Below are 18,139 nucleotides of genomic sequence, written 5' to 3' on the forward strand. Positions count from 1 at the left end.
TCTTTTGCTACGTATGAATCCGGCTAGTTTAGAGCCAATTATCAGGGAGTTAATAGCCTCCAAGCGCGAGGGTGACTATTGGGACTTCAAAGTTAAGCCCCACGATAACAAGGCGGATTTGCTGCACGACGTGCTTTGCTTGGCCAACTCCCTACACCAAGGTGACCGGTTTCTTATTTTCGGCGTCGAGGACCATGCGAACGGAGCTACCACTGTGGGGCTGGACCCCACAAAAAGCCGAAAAACTCAGGCGGACTACCTCGATTTTCTGGCAGGCCAACAATTTGCAGGAGGCAATCGACCAGCGTTGAAGTTGGTCCCGCTGGTCTTATATGGCTTGGAAGTAGAGGTGCTAATTATTGCGGATAGGCCTGTTAAACCCTATTGGCTGACCGAAGATTATGTCGAAGGAAAACGTCGCGTGCGCCAGCACATTTACACCCGAGACGGAGACCGGAATACGGCTATGGATAAGTCGGCCGATTTAGTCCTAGTCGAAAAGATGTGGCAGCAGCGGTTTGGCATGGATGTTTTGCCGATGGAGCGAATGCGGCAGCTACTGCACGAGCCTGCAGGTTGGGAAGTCGACTTTGACAGCAAATCCGATGCTTATCATCGGTCTTTCCCTGCCTATCAGGTTAAGCTCTCGGCTACCGAACTCTTTTGGGAGGCTTATAACTACTCTTTTCCAAACAGAAACGCGTTTCTGGGTACCGCTGAATTTTTCTACAACGCGACCAAGCTTTTTGAGCTGGAATATGTAAAGCTGGATGAGATGAGGCTGTTATTGCCGTCCCCAGCCATCAAGCAAGTACTCCTGCTAGGCCGCGAAATGTGGTATCACTATTATAACCGAAGCACGCCCGCCGGAGATTTTCTCGCTTTCCTCACGGCCAAACGGCCGGGGATGGAATCCAGGGGGAGCAAGGCACCCTTCCTGGTGTTCCGCGACCAGGACGAGCAACAGGCGTTTCACAATTATCTGGACGCTCACCAAGAACAGCTAGCCGATGCCTTACCGGGGCTGAGCGCGCAACTGGCAGCGCAGGAGATAGCGCGGGATGGTTATTCTCCGGTAATCGACCTGCTCGAAATTGACCAGATAGGGCAACTCTACTCTGCCTGGCGTTCCTCCACGGACTACTTTAAGCCCGCAATCAGATTGGAAAAATTTGACTGAATCCGACGCACAACCTCTTCAGAAGATAAGCCCCACTGAGCGGCCAAGTAGTGGATTACCATTGCCACGTCGCCCGGCTCTGCAATCCGATTGCTAACCTGAACGAAGGGCCCATCGGTTTCGGTCAATAACTTTTCCTGTGGAATGCTGGCTATTATCTGTCGCCCTTTTTCCGAGCGAATCATTGCTGGATTGACGGAAAAATAGTACCCGTGTGCGCTAATATTTTTCAGGGTGGCTACTGGGCCGGTGTACCAATGGAATATCGCCAACCGGATGCCTGCACTAACGAGCATGGCCAGAACTTCCGACTCGGCCCCCCGGGAGTGGAGGCTCAGCAGCTTTTTCTGGCCCTGAACCTGTTTCAGGACAAAGGCAAAGCTTTGCAGTTGCTGCTGCTTGGTGGCGACTCCGTCCCGGCTGAAATCAAGCCCGACTTCGCCGACGTAGGACGTCAGCGCCAGGTTTTGCTTAAACAACTCATATTCGGCTTGATGCCGTGGCGCATGAAGTGGGTGAAGACCCAATGCTAACCGAATTTTGCGGAAGCCCAGTAAGTGCGGCCTTCCTTGGGCAAAGTGACTCGGCAAATTGGTCATGGCCAGGGTGATGACGCCCGCTTGTTCACATCGACGGGCTACCTGCAGGGGATTGGGGTATAAGTCGATGTGGCAATGTGCGTCAATCATGGGAGGCCGGCTTTCTGGCGCAATTTAGGCTCAGGGCACGTACTTACCCAGGCCGCTAGTTCCTGCCGCGTCTTGCCGACCAAGGTGGCGTACCCAGGCAGCTTCACCAAATCATCAATGCCGTTGACGAGCAACTCGGTTCGAATCTGGCGCGGGGTGAGCGTCGTCGCGAGGAAGGACAAACAGGCATCCAGGTCCTGGCCCCGTTTGGTGGTCAGTCGTTGAAACGTCGCGTCGTATTTCAACTCCTCTAAGTTATTGCCGTAGGTGGTGGGGTCTGGGTGCCCGAGTAGGGACGCCCGGCGGTACACGCATGGCATGCACACCCCACAGTGGGAAGAGCCTAACCGAAACCAGCCCCGGGGGTGGCCCCGCTTGCCACAAGAGTTGGATTCGCCCACAATCGAGAGCAGGAAGGGTAAATCCGCACACCCGGCCACCATTTCCCCCTTGGTCTGAAACTCGTAGGGATTTGCAACAGCCGCTGACAGGCCCAACTGCGCGAGCAGCCGAGCGATGTCCTGAATGACCCGGGGGTGAGTCGTACGGGTGCTGCAGGACGAGCGGCGCGAGGCACTCAGCGGATAATTCAGGGACACACTGCCATTCTCGGGCACCCCAATGGGAACGTTCCCCCCAACAGCGTCACCCATCAGCACCGCTAGGCTGATGAAAAGCAAAGAGCGGCTGCGCAGCGTGTTCTCCTGATGGGCGAGCGTGGCATTTTCCAGGAATACCCCAACCGAATTACTCCACGTAAACTGATTAGGGAATCGGGTGGTCAATTCCTGCGCCAGCTTGTGTTGGTCGCTTTTTGGCCCGTGCATGTTGGGGTCGTAATGCGACACGAGCAGGAGTTTCTTCGCTGGCTGGTTGTGCAGGAAGTCGATGGCCCCAATCAGCGAATCGAGCCCTCCGGAGAACAGGTTAATCTGGTCAATGCCCCCTGGCGTAAAAGCCACGGCACTGGCCGCGGGAAGGACTAGGGGGCTGGCGGTGAACTGGACCTGCCAGTAGTCGCCGGTGAGAAACGAGAGCAGCTTGGCCACGTCAGCCTCTTTGCCTTGCCAAGCAGTGGTCGCCAACACCGGCAGCGAAATGCTCAGCTCCCGGGACCAGCCATCCACGGAGTAAGGGCGCCGTTCAATCAGGCGGTCAATGCCGTAGACACACGAAGCCAGGAACAACAGGTCAAACGCCACGGGAGATGCGTGGGCGCAATATTCCAGTATTTCATCGCACTTGATGACGATGGTCGCCGTTTCCATATTGGCGGCGGCCCGGGGGTTGGGAAAAGCGACGGTTGCCCGTAAGGAGTTATCGGTATCTAGGGCAGCGGGCGCCGTAATGGTAAGGTCAATCTGCATGATTAGAAGAGGGCCAGAATGCTGTCAAAAATGTCTTCGATGATTTGGCTACCCTGTGGGCCGGCCCAGTCGATTTGCGCAATCGGGCGCGCAGCGGCAATGACCTGCACCCGGCCGAGGATGTCCTCTTTGATTTCGTCAAACGTGGCGGCCGCAACGGCGGAGCCTTTCAACTGGGTAATTTTCTCTTGGAACCGCTGGGACAGGTGCTCGAAGATGTAATACCCGAAGTACTGGCAGAGAAGCTTTTCCAGCCCATTGCCGGCGGCCAGGGTCTGCAGCGCGGCTTCGAATTGTTGCGGGGTCTGGCCCGGCTGCTCCAACTGTTCCAGCACTTGTCCGCAGGCGGCAATAGCCGCGGTTTCGTCCATCCCGGTGCTGCCATCCGAACAGAGCAGGATGATGCGGTCAATAATCTCGGCGACCGTGAGCCCGGAAAAGTTGAACGGGGCGGCCGGTGTCGCCAGGGCCCCGCCAAGGCCGCTGGTGCCAACCAACGTGAAAAACCGGGTTAGCTGGCGCGCGACGCGGGTCCCGGCCCGGCCCGTCGCGGCGGAAGTGCCCCGGCTCACGGCCCGCCGCCCGCCGGCGGCTTGAATCAAGTGCCCAACGGCTTGCTTAATTTGATGGTCTTTTCGCTTACTTAACGTTTGCTGCAGCTTGGCATTGGGCTGTGGCTGGTTAGCAAGTTGTCCTTGTTTGTCAACGGTCTTCGCGACTGTCGTGATGTCCAAGCTCAGGTTTCCCCAGTTGGGCTCGCCCGTTACCCCGGGAATAATGCGTTGCGTCGTTCCCATTATTTTGTTGCGCCAGCAATGGCTTTGCCAATTTTAGAGGTTGGGGCGTACACGCGGTACAACTCCAGCAGAGCCGGGACCTTCCCAGCGTTCAGCCTGAGCGTGTTGTGGAGGGAAAAGGGGATATCCTCGTGGCTGGTTTTAAGCAGGGCGCTTTTGTAGGCGGACAGCGCCGCGGGCATCCCCGCGATGATTAAATCAATCAATACCCGGTGGCCTTTCCCGGCTGGACGCTTGATGACCTCCTGAGCCAGCATGTCCAGCAACAGTGCCTGCTCGTGCTCCTTGAGGCTGCTCGTCGCTTGCTGCGCGGAGGTTCGAAGGATGGTCTCCGACGCGTGCTCCATCAACTCGCGGAACAAGGTTTTGATAAGGGGCGGGATGAGTGACGCCCCGCTGATGCTGCCAGACAGCTGGTCGCGGGAAAGCCAGAAATAATCTCGTAAATCCACCTCCGCCAGTTTGGGCTCTACCTTCAACCAGCGCACTACCCGCGTCGAGGTCCATTGGGCGCCGAACTGGCCTTTGATATCTTCTGCTTTGCCCTCCGTGGCCACTCTCTCTAATTCGGTTAGCTCCTTGGATTCGCCATCCTGGGTGGCTTGCCAGTCGTAAACCTGCCGGAATAAATCCGGCTCGATGTATTCGAGCACCATGAGCTTGCCCAGCACATCGAGTCGAAAGGCGGTAAACTTGGCGACATTGGCCAAGCGGGTGCGCAGGGTAAAGGAGTTGAGGAAGCGCTTAATCTGGCGTGGATTCCCCTTCAGCCCCTCGGTAATAACGGGGGCCAGCGAAGTAACCAACGGCGCATTGCGCTTGAGTTCCTCGGCTTCCTTGGTGGTCATCAGGGAATTAATGTCCGCGAAACCAAAAGCGCCGTACCGGTTGGCGGTGCGGAATTTTTCAAATGCGCTCAGCACGTGGCCGTAGGTCGGGACGGCCAGGTGCTTTTCACAAAACAGCAGGGACAAGTACGTTTCCACTTCCGAATCCGACAATCGGGGCAGGTGGTACGGAATCTGAATTAGCTTTTCGAGGTAGTCTTTCACGAACTGGTCGCTGATGCGCTCTGTTCGGGCATCGGCCTGACTGGGCTCGTCGGCGGTAAGGCGGGATTTGTAGCGGTACTCAATCGCGTGCTTGACAATACGCGGGTCCGCTCCTATCACGAAGGCCGTTTTGGGAACGTTCAGGAAGAGCTTGATGGCTTCCAGGTTTTCAATCAGCCGTTCCGGGCTGCAGCGGTCCAGGTCGTCGATGAGGACGACGAGCCGCTTGATTTTGGTCTCGGCCAGCAGTTCTTCAAACTTCTGGCGGAACTCCCGCACCAGCATGGCCTTTTCGTCGGGTGCTTCCTTAACCAACGCGCTGAAGTCTATCTTTTCTTCTTTGTCGTCGTCGTCCTTCTTCTTTTTCTTGCCCCCAAATGCCTGGCCTAGTTTTTCCGCTATTCCGGTAGGCAACGCGCTCGAGACGGCCGCCATCAGCCCCGCCGGTCCCCCCATGTGGGCTAGAATTAACGGCAGGGCCACGTTTTTAAAGCCCAGCCCCATCACGCGCATCCAATTGACCGATTTGAAGAGCTGGGCTACTTTGGCTTTTACCTCCGGACCAAAGCGCTTCTCATCGTTGAAGGCTTTCAGGATGGAATCCAACAGCGCGGCTTTGGCATCGTCGTATCCTTCGAATACCCAGCCGTTGAAGTAGAGGCAAACGGTGTCGTCATCCAGGGCATTGAGCCGGGCTTCCATCATGCGCATGATGCTGGATTTGCCGCTGCCCCAGTCTCCGAACACCCCGATAGTTACGGGTAGAATAGTATCATCCAGCACCAGGGTTTCCAGCAGGTCTGCGTGCACCCGAAAGCCCAGCAGGTCATTTGTCGTTTCACTATCAGACCACATGAAATTTGGTTAAAGCCGTCCAATCTATTACAAGAACCCATCCTCTGTACAATAAATGTATAGAAATTTAATGCTTTGTTTCCATCGCGATTAAAAAATCTCACTAGAACCATCTAAATGTGTCTTTAAGTCCGACCATCGAGCATGGATACTTATGCAACCTAAGTCTCTTAATGGAGGGTACATACTTGCGCCGAGCTTAGTCATCCATGTCGACTGCAGTAGTGCAGGCAGTCCGTGTAGCAAGGTCAAAGCCGAGGTGGATTAAACCTTGCCATTTCACTCTGGATTTTTACTCGCCACGGTGATTTGAACTCGGTTTTAAACTCAATCTTCTTCAGCATACTGTCCATTTTACAGAAACGCCTCTCGTATGAAATCAAACCATTGATTTCATACGAGAGGCGTTCTCTATGCTATCCAAGTTCATTTACCCGCTATAGGTAAACTACGCGGATGGGATTCTATTCCAACTTAACTGACCACAAGTTATTAGAAGCAAACCGGTTAAATTCAGTTGTTGCCGTTTGCTCGTACTGCGTACGTGTGGCCACGGAATGGTACATATCTGACCGATGCACTTTGGTCAGGAACAGCCATTGCCAGAAGCGCTTCATCAGTCCCATTTTAGCTGAAAAGAACAAATCAATGAGCTTTAAGCCAATTACAATGACGATGCCTGCTAGCAGGACACCAGTATGCACCCGGTCTTTTATTAATACCCCGCCCGCCGCGCAGGCCATCCCCAAACTTGCCTCGACCAAGCGCGCAGTACGTAGGCTGTTGCGCAAATGACGGTGAGTGCTCGTCAGAATTGCTGATTGCAGGGTTTCGGTCGCGACGTCGCGTTCGGTAGCGGCCACTTGGCGCTCGTGGGCCGCCGCCGCGAGTTGCTGTTGGTTGTGTAACTCCTGCTCCTGCCGAGCCTGCTCGCTAAGCGCGACCTGCTGAACCCGTTCCTGCTCGGCTTCTTCCGCCTTTTGGTGTGCAAGGTCCAGTTGGGTTTCAAACTCGGTGCGAGCAAATTCGCTGAAAGTAGGCAGCGTCAACTCAGAGTCATAACTGCGAGCGCTCGTATATCGCTTGTCCGAGTATGCCTTGAGTAGGGTGGAAATAGCCTTCGGGTCCTTGGTAAAGCTGCTGACCTGATTGACATAGCGCACTACCTCTACCCCGGTAAATTCTTGTCCAACTACGCTCTTTTTCAGAAATTTGGTAAACGTAATGTAATCCGCCTCTTTGAAGTTGGCCGATAACGAAGCATGGAGCAGAAATGCCTGGGCTGGAAATAGCACTTCGCTAACACCCTGTTCGTTGGCTTCGGCTTTTAAAATCTCGGCCAGCATCCGGTCAGTGCTCAAGTAGAAGCACTTGACGTCCGAAAAACTGGTGTTATTGAAGGCGCGAGCTCCCTTCACATACAAAATATTGTAGGCATCAACCTGTGCCGCGCTGCCAGTATAGCGCAGAACCCGGCGAGCTTTTTTTCCCTCAAACAGGTCCTGGCTCAGTGCCTCTACATCCCGTTTGGTCACTTGCACATCGCGGCTCACCGCCCGAAGCTTATAAAGGTCTTCAAATCGACGAAAATCGGCCATGAGCTTCAGTTCGTACTGCTCGGGAGTGGCTACCACGCCAACTTTTTTGTAGCGATAGTACTGGTTCGCAAACCCTTCCTGAATGGCTACGTCCCCGCCTATGAGGGTGTCTTCCACGAGCTGAGAGGCTTGATTGTTGAAACGTTTCAACATAGCTACAGCCTGTTCCCGTTTGCGCCTCAACTCCTCGTATGTTTGGGCGGTGTAACGAAATTCTACGCCTTGGTGCAGACAGGCCGTCACCAACTCCTCCATGTTAGCCTGCTCTTGCACCCCGTCAATTCCCATGAGGCGAAAAATGACGTTGGTATCGAGCAGGTATACTTTGCCTTTAAATAGGTTGGCGGTAAAATCCTTTACACCCTTACCAGAGGTGACGATTGCAAACTCCAACGCCTTGTAAAAGAGTCGGAAGATAGCGTTGTCTTTGGCCCGGTTTTCATATTCGAGAAATCGGTTGAATACTTTGATGGTTTCAACCGGAAACTTGCCTTTTATTTCTTCGGCCAGCAGCGCCTTTACATTGTTTCCCGCGAGGCCTTGGATGTTTTCATAAATTGACTGGTGAATCATCTCTACCAGAACTTCAGCCAAGTTTTCAGGCAACGTTTCCTGCCGCAGAAAACGGCGGGCGTGATGCTCGATAGAGTTTGCGTCTGAAGTGTGGCACAAGTTATCGTACAAGCCTACTTCCAACGACAACAGCACATCATTCTTTAACGACTCGGTGCGCACATATTCTACCTTGGACAACACATTCTTAAGGTGCTGCCCGGTTGTAGCTATACCTAGTTCACGCACCACGTAGTCCAAGCATTGGCTCAGCAAAGTGCGTTCGTTACTGCGTTGGTAGATGTAGTCACAGACCACGGACACCAACACTTTATTAAATTTTGCCCCATCCATGTCATCAAGCATGCAGCTCAAGCGGAACAGGTTAAATTTAGCCATGTCAGTAGCGACAACTTGGTTGCTTTCAGCTTGTAAACGTTCTATCATTACAAAATAACTATAGGCGATTTGATAATGGCCCCACGCCCGCGTGTTTACCAAACCGGCCCTGAAAATAAACAGCAGCACTGCGCTTTACTCAGACAATCTGACGCAGTGAAAAACGATACATGAGTAGCTGCGGAAAGGAAGGCGCAGCAGTCACTGGAAATTGTAGCAGTTGACAATAAGCAACCTTTATCAGATTCTCAAAAGCTGATTTCGCCGAGAACAAGTTTGCTCCATTAAGTTATCGAGCGAACATGTCTACCTGATAGGGCACGCCGTGTACGGCAAAAAGTTTTGCACGAAACTCATACCAAGTGGAGCAGGTTTGCATGAGAGTAATCGCTTCGTCTCGGTATTGCTCTAGTTCGGCCTGACCATCAGCGTTGAGAAATTAAAAGTGTTTATACAGCCGGCCACCGCCGGTTCTTTTTGGATTGAACATACGCAGGGTTGACAACACCTCCTGCGAAAAGCGATTGTAAATCAGCTCATTAATCCAAATGCCTACTTCATCGGGCTTGATGTAGTACGCTGGGTCCAAATGGTGCCAACCATTCAGACGGTAAATTTCTGAGAAGAAAGGAATTGAACGAGGAAATCGGGGTTCATAAGGTTGGCGTTTCGCGGCAATCAGCGCTTTGAGGGTGCCTAGTGAAGTAGTGCTGCCGCCCAGCAGTTCAATGGCTTCGTGGTCCCGTTGCTTTTTCAGCTCCAGCCGTTGCCGGTTAAGAGTGTCGGTTTGTTGCAGTAGCAAGCCAGAAAGCAACGAGCGCTCCAGCTTCTCCTCATGGCTTATTTCAACGTTGCGGAGGTTCTCAAATAGCAAGCCTGGAGAAGCAAGGTTATCTGTTTCTGCGGGGGCGTTCGTCTTTTTAGCTTTCTTCATGACTGCTATGCGTACACTTTGAATTTAACTTTCTGAATCTTTTCCTCAACCATTTCCGTCCCGTGGCAAGTCATATCAATGAGTCCGACCGCTCGATTCACATCTGGTGAATTTGCCCGCGCCAGTGCCCAAGCCGAGCGACTGTCGGAGTCCCGTGCTGTGAAAACATAGGGGAAGCTCGGGTGGACGTGGTTCTCCGCGGCAAACTCGGCGACGTATTCTGCATCGTTGATGAAACGACGCACTTGGTCTGTTTTCTCTTTTGAAAATAAATAGCCGCGCGCAAAATCATCGGCTTCCTTTTCTCGTTCCCTCACGGATAATTGTTCGTTGGAATCGTCCGTCAGGTGGTATTTATTGGCCTTGATTTCTTCCCAATCGAATAACACGTGGTACAATTCATGAACCAGGGCAAACCATACAGTGGGATAGAAGCCAACGTAGTTGGTGAGCGCAATGCACGGCTTGCCATTGACGCTGAATGTCGCGCCCCGCAATTGAAGGGTTTGCAGCGATTGCTGAAAGATTACGGTAATGCCGACTTTGTACAGTTGCTTCACCACGTCGACCAACCCTAGGTCCACGTTGGTGGTGTACCAGCGCAACTGGGGAACAAGCTTTATGAGCTCGTCACGACTGTACGGATAGGGATTGCCGATTTCCTTGAACGCAACCGTGGCTGCGTTGACCCAATAAGCGCGGGTAAGATTGTTTTCCGTTTTGAAGTTTCCCGAACTAAAGGCAATGTCCACGTTCGGTTTGCGGTACTCGAATATGGATTTCAGGCCCAATCGGGCAGTAAGTCGCTTCTCGATATGCGCAAAATCGGTAATGTTATCGAGTAGGCCAGCTTTTCGCAACACCGCTAGGTCAAAGTTCTCCTTAATAAAACTGATTCTGTCGGGGGTAATGGTGTCGGTAGGAAAGTGCTCTTCTACTGCATCCAAGTACAATTTTACTACCTGTTCCTTCGATAGCTGTAAGAAGCTAGCCAACTTGGCAAGGTTGGTAATGTCCACTAGTTTCTGAGTACCACTCAAGATTCCCTTTAGCGTACGGGGCTGGATATCGATGATTTTGCACGCGTTGGTGAGGGCCATATCCAATTCCAGGAGCTTTTTGTCGAAAAGCGCCTGAAGCGTCTGCTTGTCCGGCTTCATGAGCCCGTTGAGCAGAGCGTCTATGTCGCTGAACTTATCTATCATATGTTAGTCACAACGAATAAATGTACCGTTGCGTTGGCAAATATATGCCATTAAATTGTTTCAGCAAGGATTTTACAAAAAAAATGCACGGTTGCATCAAGTTTTTTTACAGAATACATGGGAGCGGTTCTTTGATATGGTGAACATTGCCTGCTATTTGAAAGGCTACCAGAATTCCTTCTGCCAAGCCATTATCCACACACATGTATTTAGGCCAAAGGAAAAGACGCAAAGCGCTCGCATTGGATGAATGGGTTTGCATTGCTAGGCACGGTAGTTCAATTGGTTGGGCTGTTCCACAAGGGGATATGAACGTCGTTGGTCACTAGCACGGTCAGCGGCATCGCTTGACGGCAGACAAAAGTCCTTTGATGTTCTCCGGCTTTTACTCAGCATTCCTCGCAAGTGGCACCAAGGTAATTCGCGAACTGCTCGTGATAGCACTTCCTGGTTTGCTACACTCCTTATTATATAGGTAGCATGTCATCATATAAAGAGTTTGTCAGGCTTTGGGTGTTCCTAGGACAGCGAACGGTATTTATTGGGCTTTATATATGACCTTTTCAATAAAGTTGAAGTAATTTACTTTTCATTGATTATTTCAATGATTACCCTCGATAAGCCTTACTTATCGAGGGTAATTTCTGCTTATATTTAGGGCTTCCGAATCCGTTTCGCTTTTCCGCCAACCCTCCGTCAGCCCACCCGCTCGTTATGGAAACCCTGCCGCTCGTTCCCCAATCCACTGCCGTTGGCGCGGCCCGCAACATTGGCGAGTACGCCGCGGCCGGCGCCCGGTATGTGCAGACCGGCCAAGAAGGCGCAGCTAATACCCAGCGTGCTTACGCCGGCGATTGGAAACGCTTCACTGCCTGGTGCCGCGAGCACGGCCGAGCCGCGTTGCCGGCCGACGTGCTCACCGTCGCGGCCTTTGTCACTTCACTGGCCGAGTCCGGCAAAAAGGTGGCCACTATCCAGCGCCACTGCGCCTCGCTGAGCAAGGCCCATCAACTGGCCGGCTTGCCCACGCCCACCGACGACCGCCAGCTCAAGACCCTGCTCGAAGGCATCAGCCGCGAGAAAGGCGTCCGGCAAAAGCAGGCCCCGGCCTTCACGCTCGCCTACTTCAAGCGTGTGCTGCAGGGCATCGATACCGAGCGGCTGGACGGGGTGCGCGACCGGGCCCTGCTGCTGCTGGGCCTGGCCGGGGCCTTCCGGCGCGACGAGCTGGCCAGCCTGGACCTGGCCCACCTGCGCTTCGACGACGATGGACTGGTGGTGGAGTTGCCCAAGAGCAAGACCAATCAAAAAGGCGAAGCCGAAGAAAAGGCCATCTTCTTCGCCCCCGACCGGCGCAGCTGCCCGGTGCGGGCCGTTAAGGACTGGCTGGTAGTGTTGGAACAGCACGGGCGCACGAGCGGGCCCCTATTTCTCTCCTTCCATAAGGGCCAGCGCCTGAGCCGGCGCCGGCTGAGCACCTTTAGTTTGAACGAGATTGTACAGCTCCGGCTCGGGGCGCCCTATACGGCCCACTCGCTGCGGGCCTCGTTCGTGACCATCGCCAAACTCAACGGGGCCGACGACGCGGAGGTGATGAACCAGACCAAGCACAAGACTACCGACATGATTCGCCGCTACACCCGCCTCGACAACGTGCGCCAGCACAACGCCGCTCAAAAACTTGGCTTATAGCGCTCGGCAAATGTGCGCCTTATAATAAGGAGTGGTGGGGAGATACTTCTACAGCGGCAAAACCCAGCAGCGCGAGGCTAAGCTTTGTAGGCTTTTCTTGCGGGGGCGGATAGCGAGCTGTGGCGCCGCCATTATGCGGGCGCTGCCTTAGAGTACTGGGCCTTTATGCAGGAATATGCAAAATTCAAACCCGGAAAATACACGAGCACTCCCTGGGACTATACATCTAGCCGGAATGAGGGTTGTATTTACAAACAAAGGTTCAGGCCAAGTGCAAGCCCAATAGGGCTCAGTAGCTCAGCCCCTCGTTGTACTTGAACAGCGGATACGCGGGGCCTTCATCGTAGCCGGGCACGTCTTCTTGCTGGCTTTGCACGGCGGCTTCGGAAATGGGGGTAGTGAAGGGCATTTTACCACTCGGGTTAAACCTTCCGGTTAGCACGTCCAGCAAGGCATCGGGCGTAGTGCCGAAGGTGGCTAGCACGCCCGGAAAATGGCCTTTTGTTCCGGCGTTGTACACCTCATCGATGACCCACGGGCTGGAGTAGTTGAGGACCAGCACGGTGGGCTTTTTCGCGGTCAAGGCGTTGACGTACGCAACCTCTACTGTGTTCTTGGAAAGTGACAGCAAAATGGGCGCACCATCGGAGGCAAATAAGGGCTTGGCCGTGGGCTTGAGCCAAAGCAAGATGACGTCCGCTTCTTCGGGGGTAGCTACAAACTCTACGGGGTATGCATTGGGACTGGGCCGGTACACTTCGCCCGGCCCCGAAGCGGGCGGGCCAAACTTTTTCTGGTAGGTTTCAAAGTACACTTTCGTCCGGGCTTTCAGGGGCAGTATTTTGGCGTCGTTGCGCAGCAGCACGACGGACTTGCGCAGGGCCACCGCGGCCCGTGCTTGAAACCGGAGGTTGTTCACAATTTTTTCGGCCGCGGCCTCGTCCACGTACGGATTTTCAAACAGCCCGAGTGCAAATTTTTCGAGCAGGAGCAGGCGCACCGACTCGTTGATGAGCGGCAGGTCGGCCGGGTTATTTTGCACCGTTTTGAGCAGCTCCGTGGGGTCGGCGGTACCGGAAAACAGGTTCACGCCCGCGTTCAGGGCCTGGTGGTAGCGCTGCGTGATAGACAGGCTTTCAGCGCCCCAGGGCATCATTTCGATGGGTCCGGTATCGGAATTGATGATGCCCGTAAAGCCGAGCTGGGTGCGTAGCAAGTCGTGAATTACCCCTTTGTTATAGCCGTAGGCAATGGGCTCATATTTGGTATCGGCCGGAATGGAGTAGTAAGGCATGATGGCCGAGGCGCCGGCCTTGATGGCCGCCCGAAACGGAATCAAGTTGTTGTCGAACCGGCCGCCGGGAAATACCTCCTTCTTCCCCCAGACAAAATGCGGGTCCTGCCCTCCCAGCCCTGCCCCACCACCCGGGAAATGCTTGATGGTCAGGGCCACCGAGGAGGCGTTTAGTTGCGGGCCCTGAAACCCGAGCAGTAGCGCTGTAATCATCTTGCCGGTCCAGGCGGCATCTTCGCCGAAGGTGCCGTCAATGCGCTGCCAGCGCGGCTCGGTGGCCAGGTCGGCCATGTACATGTAGCCTTTGCGCAGGCCGGTGGCCGCCCATTCCTGCCGGGCAATGTCGGCAAACTCGCGGGTGAGCGTCAGGTCGCGCATGGCCGAGAGACCCAGCTCGCCGGGCCACTGCGAAAAGGCGGTGGTACCCACGCTCGTGCCGGGGGCCGCGGTGGGCGTGATGTGATTGCGGGGGTTGGAAGCCACGATGGCCGGAATACCCAAGCCGTTGCTTTCGCAGAGGGCCTGCAGACGGTTGGCCCATTCGGCTGTAATGCGAGGGCTGGCGTTGGCCCGCAGGATGAAATGGCGCAGATGAAACTGGGTCACGGCCTTGGTAGTGCCAGCGGCAGTCATCATTGGCACGGGCAGGGGGGCATGCGTAAAGATGTTGGTAGTAGCCACCAGGTCTTCCTCGTTAAACCCGCTGCCAATGGGGTCTTTAGATTTGGGTGCCTCAAAAGACCAGTCGTTTTGCAGGCGGGTGCTGCTGATGAGCATGAAACCCACCTTTTCGGCCACAGACATACGGGCCACTAGGTCGGCGGCGCGAGCCGGGGCCGCCAGCCGCCAATCCTCGTAAGCGTCTAGCTTTCCGTTTTTATTCAAGTCCTTGAACTTAAGGCCGGACAGCTCCAGAATTCTGGCGGAGCGAGTACCCAGAACGGGTTGCCTCGCATTGGCTTTTGAGGAGCCTTGCCCTATTTGGAAAGCGGCGAGAAAGGCCAGGGCCACTATGCTCAATAGCGTGGTCAGCAGGTTTTTTGGCTGTGAAGCAACCGAGCGATAAACAGCGCAAAAACGGACGGGGCGAAGGAGTGAAAATTTCATTGGCAGGAGCAGCGAAGAGGTGGGGGCAGCACATCAAGCGCTGCGTACCAAAAATGTGCGGAATGGTTTATTGCTTTAGCAGCACCACCGGCCCCAGCAGCCCCGCTGGCAGCAGCTGGGCATCGGCTTGGTAAAACGGCAGCGAGGTGTAAGTAATCTTGTCGGTGACGCCGGGCTGCGCATCGCCAATCAAGCGGTTGACCCACAGGTTGGTCACTTTGATTTCCACCTGATTGGCGCCGGGTTTGAAGGCCTTGGTTACATCGACCCGGAAGGGCTTTTTCCAGACCACGCCCAGCGACTGGCCATTGACGATGACTTCGGCCAGGTTTTTCACCTCGCCCAGGTCGAGCCATAGCTGGCCGGGGCCGCCAAACCAGCTGGCTGGGGCCGTTACGGTTTTGGTGTAGGTGGCCGTACCGGAGAAATATTTGATGCCCGCAGAGCTGTGTTCGGTGTAGGATGCCAGCTTGGCAAATGACGCGCTGGACGGTGCGCCTCGGTTGGGCTGGAAAGCCACCTGCCAATCTTCGGCGAACGTGGCCAGCTTCTGCTCCGCCGCCACGGGCACCGTGAACGACGGTTTGGCGGTAGCGTTTTGAAACACCACGAACACGGCATCGTTGGGCGCCAGGGGCAGCTTCACCTTGGTCAGGCCGTTGGCCATTGTGTAGGAAGCAGCTTCCACTTTGCCGGTTTCCGGGTGCCAGAGCTGCGGCGCTTTGCCAGCTACCCGGAACATGGCTTCCACGGTTTGGGCGGCCTCGTTGCGGCTGTTTACCCAGTATACCTCGCCGTCGGGCAGGGTGCGGTGCACGTACAGCAGCTTGGTGGTGGGCTGGGGCTTGTTGTAGGCAAAATCGGGCACCACCCGCAGGGCGGCCAGCACCGTTTCCAAGGATTTGCCAGTGCTGACGTTGGGGTTTTTACCGCCCCAAATGTCGCTTACCAACCGCTGAAACTCCTGCGGGTCGTCGCCTAGGCTCGGTGTACTCGTGGGCTTCACCCCAGCCACCGTGGCCCCGGCCCGCACCAGTTCGCGCAGCTTGCGCAGCACGGGCACCGACAGCTGACGAGCGCTGCTGTCCAGGGCCAGCACGCGGTAACTCATGCCGCTGGGCGTCACCAGCTTGCCGTCTTTCACCGATAACAGGTGGACGAGGGCATCGGCATTAAGAAAATCGTAGTTGTAGCCCTCCGGAACGCGGGGCAGCCGTTTGCCAAACAGGTCCGTAATATTCTGGCCTTCGCCGTAGTAGTACAGAACATCGGCCACAAACCGGCCCTGCTGCAACAGGTAAGATGTGCGGGCCAGGTAGGTGGTCCAGGCGCGGGCCTGTTCGGCCCAGGTTTCGTGGCGGTTGAACCACTGCCCGAACGGTCCCAGGCCCAGGCCGGGCAGTCTGTCCTCCACGGGCTGATGTACCATCGAGTGAATCATGATGCGGTTGATGCCGCTGGCAAACTCCAGGTCGGCCGTGGGCTTCAGGTTTTCGGGTGCGTAGGAATACGCCGAGCCGCCCAGTCCCATGGCTGTCATTGACTCGGCGGCGGCCAGGTTCTGGCCGTAGAGGTGCGCCACAGAAGCCGATTCCCGGTCGTCGGCCTGGTAGCCGGTTTGGTCGCCGCCGTTCACCATGGGGCTGGGCGTCCACATGGCCGACATGGGCACGGCCGCCCGACGCTTCACCTCCATGCCGTCGGCAATCAGGGCCCGGCCCACTTCGTGCGATTCGGTATAGCGCTTCAGGCCGCGGGCGGCCAGGATATCGGTCAGGGCGTCGTAGTGGTAGGCGGCTACCAGGTCGCTCAGCGTCAGGCGGTAGTCGAATAGGAATTGTTCGCTGGCCTGAGCCGACTTCACCACGTGGCCGGTGAGCACCGGTAACCAGGGCAACAGTGCGTAGCCCCGCCGCTTCTGAAACTCCTGCGGCAAGTTAGACGTCCAGTTTTGGGCGCCGGCCTCCCAGCTATCCGTCACGAGGTACTGCAAGCCGCCTTTGCTGCCCATCAGGCCGCCGGTAGCGTCCTGGTACATATCGAGGTAGGTGGTGAAGTACTTTTTGACGGCCACCGGGTCGAGCTTGTCTACTTCCAGCCCCGTAGCTTCCGGAGTAGCCGGGTGATTGACGATGCCCGTCAGGGAATAGCCCACGCGCACCACCATCCAGGTGCCGGGCGGGGCCGTCCAGTTCAGAGTGCCCGCCGCGTCCAGCTTGCCGGTCAGGTCGATGATGTCGGCGGGATTAATGACGTTTGGCGCGGCCGGCGTTGGTTCCGGGCGCAGGCCGCTGGCCGGGGCAAAGGCGGCTTTTTCCTCGAACCGATGAACGCGGGCCACCGGGTGCAGCACAATTTCGGCAATTTCGGTGCCGGGCGAGGGCTTGGGCGGGGCAGGTTTAGTACCCATGAATACGGCCGCCATGTCCATAATAGGCGGCGGGGTTTTCACCGTCACCCGGAAGTACCGGGCCGTAGTTTCCGGTATGGCGATGGTTTGCTGCAGTACCGCGCCCCGCGGAATCGGACACACGGGCTTGAAATGCACGCCGTCGTCGCTGGCTTCCAGGGCGCGGGCGTCGGCCGCGTCGCCGCCCATGCCGAAGTTGCCCATGCTGCCGCCGCCCACCATCGTAATGGCCCGAATGGTTTGGGGCCGCGGAAACGCAAACTGCACCCAGGCAAAGCCGTGGGCTACGTCGGGCGGCAGCAGCGCGGTGGTGCCCAGGTCACCATCCGTAAGCTGCGCCAGCTGAAACCGGCCGCCGCTGGCCGTCACGGTGGCACCCAGTTCGCTCAAGGTTTTGTCGGCCTCGGGCAGCTTGTAGGCGACGACGGCCACATCCCGGTAGTAGCTCGGCCCGGGCTCGGCGCTCATACCAAATTCGGGCTGTTTCGGGATGTTCTGAAACGGCCCTGCCACGCCCGAAGGCTTGGGGGCTACCACGTGCGTGGTGCCGCCTTGCACCCGCGTTTCCGTCCACACCACCTTCTTCATGCCATCGGCCGGCTGCACCCAGGGGCCGCCGCTCTCGCTCCAGCCGGGCGAGCCGGCCACGCCCATTTCCAGGTGCAGCGAATCGGTGAGGCGGGTCATGTAGCGGAAGGCTTCTTTCCACGCCGGCGTCATGTAGGCCAGCCGGTTGGGCACCACCTGCGGCGTGGCCAGGTTGGCGTCGAAGTTCTGAAAGCCCCCAATACCAGTGCGCTGCATCCACAGCAAATCCTGGCGGATGCCGGCTTTGGTGATGTTGCCCTGCATCCAGTGCCACCACACGCGGGGCAGGGCCGACTGGGGCGGGGCCTGAAACGCCGCCTGTAAATCGGCTGGTGCCTGGGCCCGGGCGCCGGCGGCCAGCAGCAGGCAAAAAAAGGTGGCAGCAGATTTCAGCATGGGGTTGGGTGTTCAAAAGATTGG

General features: G+C 56.1%; 11 protein-coding genes. 2 read left to right on the top strand and 9 right to left on the bottom strand.

Annotated elements, in window-relative coordinates:
* Positions 1–13: 13 nt before the first annotated feature.
* On the top strand, positions 14–1,180 hold the full coding sequence (locus MTP16_RS23595) for an RNA-binding domain-containing protein (protein WP_243520374.1): 1,167 nt from the start codon (positions 14–16) through the stop codon (positions 1,178–1,180).
* Here the strand turns inward: MTP16_RS23595 and qatD are convergent.
* From qatD to MTP16_RS23630, 7 genes are all read right to left on the bottom strand, one after another.
* Complete coding sequence (qatD, locus tag MTP16_RS23600) at positions 1,141–1,869, bottom strand: Qat anti-phage system TatD family nuclease QatD (protein WP_243520376.1); 729 nt, start codon at positions 1,867–1,869, stop codon at positions 1,141–1,143. The two genes, MTP16_RS23595 and qatD, sit on opposite strands and share 40 nt — an antisense overlap.
* Complete coding sequence (gene qatC, locus MTP16_RS23605; RefSeq protein ID WP_243520379.1) at positions 1,866–3,236, bottom strand: Qat anti-phage system QueC-like protein QatC; 1,371 nt, start codon at positions 3,234–3,236, stop codon at positions 1,866–1,868. Before qatC ends, qatD begins: the two co-directional genes overlap by 4 nt.
* A gap of 2 nt (positions 3,237–3,238) precedes the next feature.
* Complete coding sequence (locus MTP16_RS23610) at positions 3,239–4,033, bottom strand: hypothetical protein (RefSeq protein WP_243520381.1); 795 nt, start codon at positions 4,031–4,033, stop codon at positions 3,239–3,241.
* Positions 4,033–5,895, bottom strand: a complete 1,863-nt coding sequence (locus tag MTP16_RS23615) for a KAP family P-loop NTPase fold protein (RefSeq protein WP_243520383.1) — start codon at positions 5,893–5,895, stop codon at positions 4,033–4,035. The genes MTP16_RS23610 and MTP16_RS23615 overlap by 1 nt, the downstream gene beginning before the upstream one ends.
* A 509-nt stretch (positions 5,896–6,404) precedes the next feature.
* The gene (locus MTP16_RS23620; RefSeq protein ID WP_243520385.1) at positions 6,405–8,618 is read right to left on the bottom strand and encodes an SPFH domain-containing protein; all 2,214 of its coding nucleotides are present in this window, start codon (positions 8,616–8,618) and stop codon (positions 6,405–6,407) included.
* A gap of 310 nt (positions 8,619–8,928) precedes the next feature.
* Complete coding sequence (locus tag MTP16_RS23625; protein WP_243520386.1) at positions 8,929–9,423, bottom strand: P63C domain-containing protein; 495 nt, start codon at positions 9,421–9,423, stop codon at positions 8,929–8,931.
* A gap of 5 nt (positions 9,424–9,428) precedes the next feature.
* Positions 9,429–10,628 (bottom strand): ImmA/IrrE family metallo-endopeptidase, encoded by a 1,200-nt coding sequence (locus tag MTP16_RS23630; protein ID WP_243520388.1) that lies wholly within the window; start codon positions 10,626–10,628, stop codon positions 9,429–9,431.
* A gap of 714 nt (positions 10,629–11,342) precedes the next feature.
* On the opposite strand from MTP16_RS23630, the gene MTP16_RS23635 reads away from it, so the two are divergent.
* Positions 11,343–12,320 carry a site-specific integrase gene (locus tag MTP16_RS23635; RefSeq protein WP_243520390.1) on the top strand — a complete coding sequence of 326 codons (978 nt, stop codon included), beginning with the start codon at positions 11,343–11,345 and terminating at the stop codon, positions 12,318–12,320.
* A gap of 289 nt (positions 12,321–12,609) precedes the next feature.
* Here the strand turns inward: MTP16_RS23635 and MTP16_RS23640 are convergent, their stop codons facing one another.
* Positions 12,610–14,595 (bottom strand): glycoside hydrolase family 3 protein, encoded by a 1,986-nt coding sequence (locus MTP16_RS23640; protein WP_243520453.1) that lies wholly within the window; start codon positions 14,593–14,595, stop codon positions 12,610–12,612.
* A gap of 193 nt (positions 14,596–14,788) precedes the next feature.
* Positions 14,789–18,115: a glycosyl hydrolase gene (locus MTP16_RS23645; RefSeq protein WP_243520392.1), complete on the bottom strand. Its 3,327-nt coding sequence runs from the start codon at positions 18,113–18,115 to the stop codon at positions 14,789–14,791.
* Positions 18,116–18,139 lie beyond the last annotated feature (24 nt).

Source organism: Hymenobacter monticola (assembly GCF_022811645.1).
GTDB lineage: Bacteria > Bacteroidota > Bacteroidia > Cytophagales > Hymenobacteraceae > Hymenobacter > Hymenobacter monticola.

Coding starts and splice junctions, on each gene's coding strand:
- MTP16_RS23595 (WP_243520374.1), top strand. CDS start 14: ATGAATCCGGCTAGTTTAGAGCCAATTATCAGGGAGTTAATAGCCTCC.
- qatD (WP_243520376.1), bottom strand. CDS start 1,869: ATGATTGACGCACATTGCCACATCGACTTATACCCCAATCCCCTGCAG.
- qatC (WP_243520379.1), bottom strand. CDS start 3,236: ATGCAGATTGACCTTACCATTACGGCGCCCGCTGCCCTAGATACCGAT.
- MTP16_RS23610 (WP_243520381.1), bottom strand. CDS start 4,033: ATGGGAACGACGCAACGCATTATTCCCGGGGTAACGGGCGAGCCCAAC.
- MTP16_RS23625 (WP_243520386.1), bottom strand. CDS start 9,423: ATGAAGAAAGCTAAAAAGACGAACGCCCCCGCAGAAACAGATAACCTT.
- MTP16_RS23630 (WP_243520388.1), bottom strand. CDS start 10,628: ATGATAGATAAGTTCAGCGACATAGACGCTCTGCTCAACGGGCTCATG.
- MTP16_RS23635 (WP_243520390.1), top strand. CDS start 11,343: ATGGAAACCCTGCCGCTCGTTCCCCAATCCACTGCCGTTGGCGCGGCC.
- MTP16_RS23645 (WP_243520392.1), bottom strand. CDS start 18,115: ATGCTGAAATCTGCTGCCACCTTTTTTTGCCTGCTGCTGGCCGCCGGC.